This window comes from Brevibacterium sp. ZH18 (genome assembly GCF_022748595.1).
Lineage (GTDB): Bacteria > Actinomycetota > Actinomycetes > Actinomycetales > Brevibacteriaceae > Brevibacterium.
Genome location: NZ_JALDSX010000031.1, coordinates 30,903 through 40,808, shown reverse-complemented (window position 1 = coordinate 40,808; position 9,906 = coordinate 30,903). Strand labels below are relative to the sequence as shown.

Below are 9,906 nucleotides of genomic sequence, written 5' to 3'. Positions count from 1 at the left end.
GAGATACGACAAGCTCGCCATCACCTATCGAGCGGCCGTCGTGATCAGCGCGATCCTGACATGGCTCCGCCAATAAAGGAGACATGCCCTAGTTCCCGCGGCCTATTGTTCGTCAAAAGTGGAGCCAAATTATTCTAAAGACCTCGTCAGCCGGCGATGGCTAGGTCGGATCGGTCTTGGACAAATTCTCGAACTGATTATGGAAATCCCTGGATGAAGCCACGCCGCGGTTACTTGCGTTGGCTCGTGGCAATAGGCTCTGTCGCGCCTTATCGCGAGTAGGACCTCGCATCGCCGACTGTCGCGTGCAGTCATAGCTGGTTGTGCTTTTGTGCTCGGCACAATTGCGAGTGTAATAGCTCCTCGAAAAAAGGGTCAGTCAGCACTGCGAATGACGATAGGGATTCAGATCGGTGGTTCTCTACCCCTCACGATTGACAGGGATTCCGGCCGGCCATGAGATCGGGCAGGCTCGGGAATAAGGGCGACTACCTCGGCGGGTGAGCATCTACATAACGTGGCGACTGATCTTTCCCGCAGTTCCAGAGCCTCCCACGCAAATGTCGCGACCCAATGTGAGGCCTTGTACTCATCGGAGGCTGCCGCCTCGAGATCGGGAGCCATGGGCTCATCGACCCTGGTGAAGAGCCCCCTGGCCCGGTCCGCGAGGTCAAGATTGCCCGAACGGTCGGCGATCTGCATCTGACAAGGCGTTCGCGCTCTTGCCCATCGAGTGCTCACCGGCGTCGAAGTAGTTCTGCCAGAAGCGCACGGGGCTCGGGTCATCGCAAGGCACGACCATCTCGGCCACGGAGGCGCGATAGACGATGAGCCGCTGCTGACCCTTATCATCGAAGCCAATCTGGTGGCGATGGAGGACGCCTACGGCCTGCACTTCATGGGCGGAACGCTGCTCACTGCCGAGGGCATCTACCGGATGATCGCGGTTAATGCCGAGGTGATGGCGGGCGCCGGCTGGATGACTAGCGGCAATGTTGGTTGTGTGAATAGAGTGGGATGATCACCACTGCCGACACGGATATCGAGTTGGGAAGGGCCATGATGACTGAGCCGTCGGATGCAACGACGATCCAAAACTACATCGCGATTGACCCGAAGCCGAGCGGGCTGCTGAGACTCCTGTTTCTTCGGCACGCTTGGGCTCTGTCTGTGAGGCCAGACGTTCCGGCGCCTTCCCAAAGCTCCTGAGGTCGGCGAGACTGTTCGCCCGGAAAACGTGACTAAGTCGGAGCTGGGCAACGAGTGGTCTCTGCTGTGGGATGCGCGCATTGAGTGGTACTCACAGTACGGAGCAGAACAGCCACGTTCGCATGCTCCGATGCCTCAATGGGGACACATGACGCCGAGCGACGAAGGCATCGACCTGGCTGCATTCGATCAGTGGTCATGGCCACTGATCGAACACAGCGCGTCGGGCCGTCCAGAAAACGCGGTCACGGAATTGCTGTCGGAAGCGTATGCGAGTGGACTGAGAAGCATTACGGTTCTGCCAGTTGCAGGCGTTTATGTTCAGTGGCCAACGACTTCTGGGCTGATTGTCTTCGAATCTGTTCGCGCAGATCAGTCTCGATATGCGGCCGTATTGCGGACCCCAAGTGGGCGGTCGTGAATAACGTAGGGCTCAAAAGGGACGCACGCCGGGGGTGCGATGACTGGGCTGACAGTATCCATTCGGATGTCGTTTGCGAGAAGGCTTACTCAGGGAAGTTCCGCCTTCTCGGCTTCGAGCTCTGCGCAGGACTTACCCAATCATCGGCTATGCCCCGGCGGCGAAGTTGGCGAAGGAGGCTCTGGCCACCGGCGAGAAGGTCGCCGACCTCGTGATGAAGCAGGGACTGCTCGGCGCGGATGAGCTCGACGAGGTCCTCAAGCCCTCACGGTTGACCGGATTCCGGCCGATGCTGAGATCGGGCAGGTGCGGGAGTAGAGCCTCGGCGGGAGAGCATCTACGTAGTGTGGCGGATCAGCCTTCCCGTAACACCAAGGCCTCCCACGCAAACGTCGCGACCCAATGCGAGGCCATGTATTCGTCGGAGACCGCGGCTTCGAGACCCGGGGTCATGAGGTGGTCGACCGTTGTGAGGAATCCTCTCGCGTGGTCGGCCGCTTCGTGATTGCCTGAGTGCTCGACGGCTGTGAGCAACTTGGGCACCAGACGCATCAGCGACGCCGCGACCGACAACCCCAGACCGTAGAGGTGGCTCTGATATCCGTCCGTGGGATCGAGGACCTCGACAGGTTTGAGCGCGGGCGATTCCGGAGTCAGTTCTGACAGGAAGTTCGGCAGCCACACGGCGAGCTCATCCTCGGTCAGTACCTCTGCCATCAGATCGGCTTCGCAAAGCCCGGGAGAGAGGAAGTCCTGGCCGCTGCGCTCCTGATGGAAGTTCCACGCACGATCATCGGCGAAGCGGCACCTCGCAGAGGCGGCGATGGCCTCGACGACATCGTGGCGTCGCAGGTCACGGGCTCCAAGCAGAATCCGGCGCAGACCGAACGCCGTATTCGAGTGCAGCCCGTGGCGAACGGGTGCTGCCATCTTCGGCAGCCATGCCACGGTCAGGTCGAAGACCGTGTCAGCAAGCACCTCGGCGCCCGGAGCCAGATCCCGCAACCGCGGTTCGGAACTGGCATGCAGTGCCCGGACGAGCTCGACGGCCCATGCCCAACCATAGGGACGCTCCCACGTCGGATTCTCGCGCAGGAAAGCCGCCTCGGTGGTGAGCTTCGCCTGGCTGAGATGAGCAACCAGCGTATCGAGAGCCGCGTCGCGCCACGGTGCGGTCTGGGCGGTCTCGGTGCTCAGCAATGACACGAGAAGGAAGTGCATGTGGACGCTGGAATGCCAGTCGAAGGAGTTGGCAAACGCTGGGTTCTTCTCCCGCGGTTCGACGATGTCGGCGGACGACTGCGCGACGTGGTGGGCGGCGTACGGATAGTCACGAGTGATGTTGGCCAGGGCTACCTGGGCGAAGGGGCGGACGAACTCTTCGGGGGATGCCAAATCGGTTCCTTCGATGACGGGCCTGCGGTGGGTGTGCCGACAGGGCACCCGGCGGTGGGTGCGTAGAGTCGATTCTGTCACCTCGACAGGGATGAGTGCGGGGTCTGGGCCGGCGCAGGATCGATTTCCGTGCCAGGTCGTGTCAGTGGCGGGTGCCATCATCGGGTCATGTACGAGTATTCCCACGGAATTCGCTGGGCTCACCCTTTTCCGACCCGGTTGGAGGCGCCGGGCACCGAGTTCAGCCTTGTCGATGTGGCTCGTGGTCTGCCCGGTACCTCCCTGGGCATCTGGTGTGACGGGTCCGAGCGTCGCAGATATGCCACTGCGAGCGATGGGTCGTGGATCGAACTGCCCAGAACGAGCCTTCGGCAGGAAACCGTCATCATGCAGGACGAGAACTCCGTGCTTGCCCAGTGGGACCTCTACATCGATCTTCCGGCCGCGGAATATCGCGCATTTCCGAACGGAAACCTGCTGATCTACTCGGGGCCATCGAAGTTCGACGTTGACCATACGGATGATCGCGAAGCGGGTAGAACTGATGATGTGGCCGTGCTTCGCAGCGACGGCTCTGTGGTCTGTGCAGGCACATTCGACGGAGCCATCATCGATATCCAGATCACAGCCGAGAACAACATCTGGGTGGTCAGTGAAAAGGAGGACGTGCCTGGAGAGCACCCGTATTCACAACTCACAAAATACTCGCCGGCCTTAGACCTGCTGTGGCAGTCGAAGGAGCGCGACACCGAATTCTGGGACGTCAATGCGATCGGCGAATCCGCTCTCATCTTCGATCATGCATCGGGGGCTGCTCGCTTCTTCCCCGGACGGGCCATGTGTGTTCCCGTCTGTTGCCGCGCCCTTCGGCGTCATGCACGATCCTGAAACCAAACAGTGGGGTTTTGCTGAGATTCTGGTGGACGGGTGGCTTCGGCTGACTCTAGGGTGGACCGACTACCGCGGCGAGTGGAAACCCCACGCAAACGGGAGCGTCCTGCTCCCGCCGAGGTCGCGATTCGAGTTGACGATCATCGAATGCGGTGCCAGGGAGATGAACGTATGGACAGGCAACCGCTGGTACGTCGTCACTCTCGACGACCTCTTCGAATCCGTCTTTCGACAAATGCCACCGAGGCTGCCCGACCTTCAGCGTTTTGGCATCGCTTAGCCGTCGCCTAGACGCACCCTGCGAACCGCTCCGCAGTCGTAAGCTGGTGGCAGAAGGTCTACTGACCACTCGAACGAGAGGTACTGCCATGCTGACCATCCTCACCTGGAACCGCGCATGAGCGGGCAGGCGAACGACGACTCGGACGACTCGGGCGAGAAGAAGGACAGCGGCAGCGACAGCCTGCTCACCGTCATCATCGCCTTTTTCGCCAACCTCGCCGTGGCTATCGCTAAGACGGTCGCAGCCGTCATGACAGGCTCGGCATCCCTGGTCGCCGAGTCGGCTCACTCCTGGGCTGACACCGGTAACCAGGTCTTCCTGATCATCGCAGAACGCAAAGGGAAGAAGCCGCCGGATTCCAGCCATCCGACCGGATACGGACGCGACGCCTACGTGTGGTCCATGTTTGCCGCATTCGGACTCTTCTCGGTTGGCTCAGCGGTATCGATCTGGCACGGCATTTCATCACTCTTCGCCCCGGCGGAGGAAAGCAGCTACCTTGTCGGCTACATCGTGCTCGGGCTTTCGTTCCTCTTCGAAGGAACCTCATTCATCCAGTCGGTGCGCCAGGGCCGTGCCCGCGCTGCCAAACTCGACCGAAACACGGTCGAATACGTGATGAACGGTCCGAACCCCACCCTGCGCGCCGTCTTCGCAGAGGACGCCTCGGCTCTCATCGGCATCACCATCGCCGTCGTCGCCATGCTCGCCCACCAGCTCACCGGGATTGCTGCCTTCGACGCGATCGGTTCGATCCTCGTGGGCATCCTCCTCGGCATCGTCGCGATCATCCTCATCGACCGCAATCGCCGCTTCCTCGTGGGCGAGACCGTCACCCAGGCAATTCGCGATGACTTCCTCGAATCGATGCTCAAGGTCCCGGCCATCGACAGCGTCAGCTACCTCCACATCGAATATATCGGCCCAGGCAGCGTCTACCTGGTCGCGGCCGTCGACCTCACCGGAGATGATCCCGAGAGCCAATTGGCCGAACGCCTGCGCAGGACAGAGGTGGAGATCGAGAAGCTCGAGGCTGTGCAGGAAGTCATCCTCACTCCTTCCGCCCAGGGACAGGAGAAGCTGGAAATCGGGAAGGCTTGAACCCCGTGGCCACCTGCCCCGTGGTCATGTCCGGACAACGGGCAAACGAGCACTACCCCTCGAGCAGCCCCCGAATATCATCGGCCGTGACTGTCTGGCTAAACGCCTGCCCGCTGGGGCCGCGGCCCTCGAAGGCTCCGCCGTCGAGGCGGGCGCGAAGAACCTTCAGCGTTTTCGGTTGCTCGATTCGATGAGTTCGGCATAAGCCAAATGCTGATCAGCGGTATAACAGATGATCTTGCCCTTGTGATTCTTGGTGCGTTTGAGGATCCCCGCCTCGGTGAGTTCGACGAGGCCACGCTGCGCAGCAGCCGGAGTCACCCGGTGCGTCTCGGCGACTGAATCGATCGTGAGCACAGGCTGCTGAGCCAGGTTGTCGAGTATTTTGAGAATGACTGAATTGGCACGCGGGCGCGCGGGAGATTTACCCAGATTGCTGCGATGTCGGATGAGGTCATCGAATACCGTCTGGTCTAAAGCAGTGATGTCCTCGGCGAGAAGGACCGCGTTGTTGGCCGCATGTTCAATGGCGGCAGCGAATGCCAATACCCAATGATCCAGATCAGCAGGATCTCTACGAAACGATGTCAGGCCACCGATGTAGGCATTTGTGTCAGAAGCGAACACTGTGCTGATCGGCACCAGAACATTGCGAATGGCGTCGGATCGTTTGAGCACCGTGTGGACCAGGGCCCGCCCCGTTCTTCCGTTTCCGTCCGTGAATGGATGGATCGTTTCAAACTGTGCGTGCGCCAACGCAGCACGAGCAACGGGGTTGCCCGACGTTTCAGTGATGAAATCGGCGAGATTGGCCACCAGGCGAGGCACCTCGGACTCCGGGGGCGGTATGAATTCCGCGCGCAATGGGCTGTTGCCAGGGCCTCCGACCCAGTTCTGCTCCTGACGCAGTCCAAATTCGAGTCGAGGCTCAATGGAATGCTGTAGTTCTTCAATCTGGGCAGTGGTGATAGTTCGCTGTGGATTGGCGAGATCGTCGATTGCGGCTTCTGTCGCTCGAACATTGGCAATGACGTCGAGCGCCACCCGATCGCCCTGGTGGAGCAACTCGGCGATCGCGAGCTTCTTAGGGCTGAGTCGGTTCCCTTCTATCCAGGACGAGGAAATGCTCTCGGATCGAATGAGCAGGTGATTGAGATACCGGCCGCCGGTCTCGCCGATTCGCTCATCGAGTCGCGCGAGCACGACAACTGCGTCTTCGGCGGCCTGCTGAGCCTCACTGCTCAGCGGAGGAAGACCAGCAGCCAATTCGTCAGGTATGTGCGCGAAGTAGGTTCCGGACGCGCGATCCTTTCTGCTCAAGCCAGCAGGATTGGGTGGTGACCAATAGCGCTCAACTGTCTTCGGCATGGGATCGGTCTTTCCTGCGGGGTTGAGGAGTTCTAAGCTCTTGAGCAGTCTATCAATATTTACTTTAAACAATCTAAAGTAAATATTCTAGATCGGAAGGTGACTTTAGCTCTGTTCGTCACCGGAGCGACAGAGAGAGCCGCCCTTCTACCCCTCCAGCAGCCCCCGAATATCATCAGCCGTGACTGTCTGGCTAAACGCCTGCCCGCTGGGGCCGCGGCCCTCGAAGGCTCCGCCGTCGGTCATCAGCGAATCGAAGAGCTCGGCCTTCTTCCTCTGCAGGGCCAGAACCTTCTCTTCGATCGTGCCCTCGGCGACATAGCGGTAGACCATGACGCTCTTCGTCTGCCCGATCCGGTGGGCACGGTCGATTGCCTGATTCTCCGTCGCCGGATTCCACCACGGGTCCATGAGGAAAACGTAGTCCGCTTCGGTGAGGTTGAGGCCGAACCCGCCGGCCTTGAGGCTGATGAGGAACACCGGAGCCGCACCGGAGCGGAACTCCTCGACGACCTGGCCACGATTCCTCGTGGAACCGTCGAGGACGACGAAGGGGACACCTCGGTGGGTGAGCTCTTCGGCCACCTTGTCGAGGAACGACGTGAACTGACTGAACACGATCGACCGGTGCCCCTCGGCAACGACATCCTCGAGCCGCTCCATCAGCGCAGCCAGCTTGCTCGAGCGCACGCCCTCATGCTCGACATCGACGATGCGCGGATCGAGTGTGAGCATCCGCAGCAGCGTCAGCGACCGGAAGACGATGAACCGCTGCTTGTCGTACTCGCTGTCGATGAACCCGAGGATCTTCTTCCGCTCCTTCTGCAGCACCCGGTCATAGAGTTTCCGGTGCTCGGAATTGAGCTCGACGTTGATGACCTGCTCCTGCTTCTCCGGCAGATCGGCCGCAACAAGATCCTTCGACCGACGCAGCATGAACGGCCTGATCCGCTTCTGCAGACGCTGCATCCGCCCCGGGTTCTCACCCGACTCGATCGGTCGCACATATTCCTGATCGAAACGATGCGGACTGGGAAAGAGTCCCGGTGAGGTGATCGCGAACAGCGACCACACATCCCGCAGCGAATTCTCCAACGGTGTGCCCGTCAGCGCCAGGCGGAAGGGTGCTGTCACGGACTTTGCCGCAAGGTGGACCTGCGAGGTGCTGTTCTTGACGAACTGCGCCTCGTCGAGGATGAACCCGGCCCAGCTCAGACGCGAGATCGGCTCTTCGTCGAGGCGAAGCATCGCGTACGACATGATGACGACATCGGCGCCGTCGACCACCTCGGCGAGGTGCTTCTTCCGCTTCTTCGTCGACTCCGCGACGACGCGAACGTCGAGGTCAGGAGTGAACTTCGCGGCTTCCTTCGCCCAGTTGTCCACCACCGAGGTGGGGGCGACGACGAGGAACGGATCCTCGGCTTTCGCATGGGCGATGAGCGCCAAGGTCTGCAGGGTCTTGCCGAGGCCCATATCGTCGGCGAGAATCCCGCCGAGGTGGCACCGGTAGAGCAAAGCCAGCCACCGGAATCCCTGGACTTGGTACGGGCGCATGGTCGCGCCGCCCAGTGGGGGCACGTCGACGGCGGGCAGCTGATCGAGGTCCTGCAGGGCCTGCGCGGATTCGCGCCACGACTGGGCGGGCAGCGCCTCGTCGGCGAGGTCCTCGAACTCGGTCCACAGTCCCATGTGGAGACGGCTGATCTTCGGCGACTCCGGTTCCCATTCGGGGATCAGGTCCGCCTCGGCGAGGAGGGCCTTGATCTTGTCGAAGACAGGTTTCGACAGGGACAGGAACGTGTCGTCGGGGAGTTTGAGCTTCTTCTTGCCCTGGGCCAGGGCTGTGAAGAGCTTGACGAAGGGGACCGCTTTCCCGCCGACAGTGATCTGGAAGCCAAGGTCGAACCAGTCGTTCTTCTCCGACTCCACCGAGGTGATCTTGACGTTTGGCTCGCCCCCGAGCTCCCGGTACGGCTGCTTCTTCCCGCGGGTGATGACCTTGACGTGCTCGATCTCCTCGAGCCCGGGCAGGACGTTGACGACGAAGTCCGCGGTGTCAGCGTCGGTGAGTTCCATGTCGCGGATGCCGCTGGGGAATGAGGCGTCGACCAAATGCGATTCGACGTCGCGGATGACGCCGGCCTCATGCTCGAGGTCGCGGTTGTCGCGGTTAGAGGAATCAGGCACCGAGGTTGTGCTGCGCTTCGTCGCCTGCTGCACGGGCAGGGTCCGGCGGGGTCCCGAATACTCCCAGTACCATTCGAGGCTCGCCTGGTCACCAGCCCCGAACTTGAGGAAGAGCACGAGCCGCGGTTCGCTGAATTGGGGGAACTTCACGGATTCGTCGGTGCTGACGACCTCGGCGGTGGTGTGCAGGAGAGGGTAGACCTCTTCGAAGAATTCCTCGGCTTCGTCGTCGGGGATCGTGATCGGCCCGGGTGTCTCAAAGACAGGCAGCGTCGCTTGGCTGGTCGGCTCCGCGGCCGGGGCCAGGGTGACAGTGAAGCCTGAGTGCAGGTCGACGCCGAAGAAGCCGTGCGTCCAGATCGGTTTGATGAACCCGGGGGCGTACTCGCGTTCGTCGATCGTCGCTCGCGGCTGGACCTGCAGGTTGCCCGGGGCGCGTTTGACGTCGATGACGGCCTTCGACGTGCGGCCGATGCGGATGGTCATGCCCGGGTTGACGCCGACGAAGGCGATGCCGAGGTTATTGCCCTGTGCGAGAACCTCCCACAGCAGAGGAGTGTGGAAATCGCCGAGGTTGAACGGTGCGCCATCGGGTGTGAAGTCTGTGCGTTCCCGGGTTCGCAGGCCTGCGAACTGGGAGAACCATTCCTGCTGCTTCGGATCGATTCTGAACTGCGAGGCCATGCGGTCGATGTTGCGCCACGTCAGTGACTTCTTGACCCAGTTGCCGGACTCGCTGAGCAGGAGCGGACGTACGGCCAAGCTGGGGTTCGCGCCGGGGGAGACTTCCTGGGGTTTGAGCAGCACCGTGTGCTTGGGCTCGAACCAGGTGCGAGCGACGACCTCGACGAGTTCGAATCCCAGGGCCACGGGCGTGTACTCCTTGGGAGCCGCCTCGGTGAGCGAGGCGAAGGCATCCCGCCACCCGGCTGAGGAGGGCGCGCCGGACGCAGCTGAGGCCGGTCGGGGCGACGGGGATGTGGGTGAGCTGCCCTGAGGAGTCGGGGGAGTGGTCGGTCGGTTCTCGGGCACTGTGCCATCTTCTCAT

7 protein-coding genes and 1 pseudogene are annotated in these 9,906 nt (G+C 61.4%); 4 read left to right on the top strand and 4 right to left on the bottom strand.

Annotated elements, in window-relative coordinates:
- Window positions 1-670: 670 nt before the first annotated feature.
- Window positions 671-811 (bottom strand): hypothetical protein, encoded by a 141-nt coding sequence (locus MPN20_RS11785; RefSeq protein ID WP_242782432.1) that lies wholly within the window; start codon window positions 809-811, stop codon window positions 671-673.
- A 60-nt stretch (window positions 812-871) separates the two neighbouring features.
- On the opposite strand from MPN20_RS11785, the gene MPN20_RS11780 reads away from it, so the two are divergent.
- On the top strand, window positions 872-1,021 hold the full coding sequence (locus tag MPN20_RS11780) for a hypothetical protein (protein ID WP_242782430.1): 150 nt from the start codon (window positions 872-874) through the stop codon (window positions 1,019-1,021).
- 682 nt (window positions 1,022-1,703) lie between these two features.
- Window positions 1,704-1,895: pseudogene (locus tag MPN20_RS17370) on the top strand (aspartate ammonia-lyase); the annotation flags it as partial.
- 89 nt (window positions 1,896-1,984) lie between these two features.
- On the opposite strand, the gene MPN20_RS11770 reads toward MPN20_RS17370, so the two are convergent.
- Complete coding sequence (locus MPN20_RS11770) at window positions 1,985-3,025, bottom strand: DUF2891 family protein (protein ID WP_242782428.1); 1,041 nt, start codon at window positions 3,023-3,025, stop codon at window positions 1,985-1,987.
- A 168-nt stretch (window positions 3,026-3,193) separates the two neighbouring features.
- On the opposite strand from MPN20_RS11770, the gene MPN20_RS11765 reads away from it, so the two are divergent.
- Both MPN20_RS11765 and MPN20_RS11760 read left to right on the top strand, forming a co-directional pair.
- Window positions 3,194-3,913: a hypothetical protein gene (locus MPN20_RS11765; protein WP_242782426.1), complete on the top strand. Its 720-nt coding sequence runs from the start codon at window positions 3,194-3,196 to the stop codon at window positions 3,911-3,913.
- A 400-nt stretch (window positions 3,914-4,313) separates the two neighbouring features.
- The gene (locus MPN20_RS11760) at window positions 4,314-5,300 is read left to right on the top strand and encodes a cation diffusion facilitator family transporter (protein ID WP_242782424.1); all 987 of its coding nucleotides are present in this window, start codon (window positions 4,314-4,316) and stop codon (window positions 5,298-5,300) included.
- Window positions 5,301-5,465: 165 nt separating this feature from the next.
- Here the strand turns inward: MPN20_RS11760 and MPN20_RS11755 are convergent, their stop codons facing one another.
- Both MPN20_RS11755 and MPN20_RS11750 read right to left on the bottom strand, forming a co-directional pair.
- Window positions 5,466-6,668 (bottom strand): Fic family protein, encoded by a 1,203-nt coding sequence (locus MPN20_RS11755; RefSeq protein ID WP_242782422.1) that lies wholly within the window; start codon window positions 6,666-6,668, stop codon window positions 5,466-5,468.
- A gap of 147 nt (window positions 6,669-6,815) precedes the next feature.
- Window positions 6,816-9,890 (bottom strand): DEAD/DEAH box helicase, encoded by a 3,075-nt coding sequence (locus MPN20_RS11750; RefSeq protein ID WP_242782420.1) that lies wholly within the window; start codon window positions 9,888-9,890, stop codon window positions 6,816-6,818.
- Window positions 9,891-9,906 lie beyond the last annotated feature (16 nt).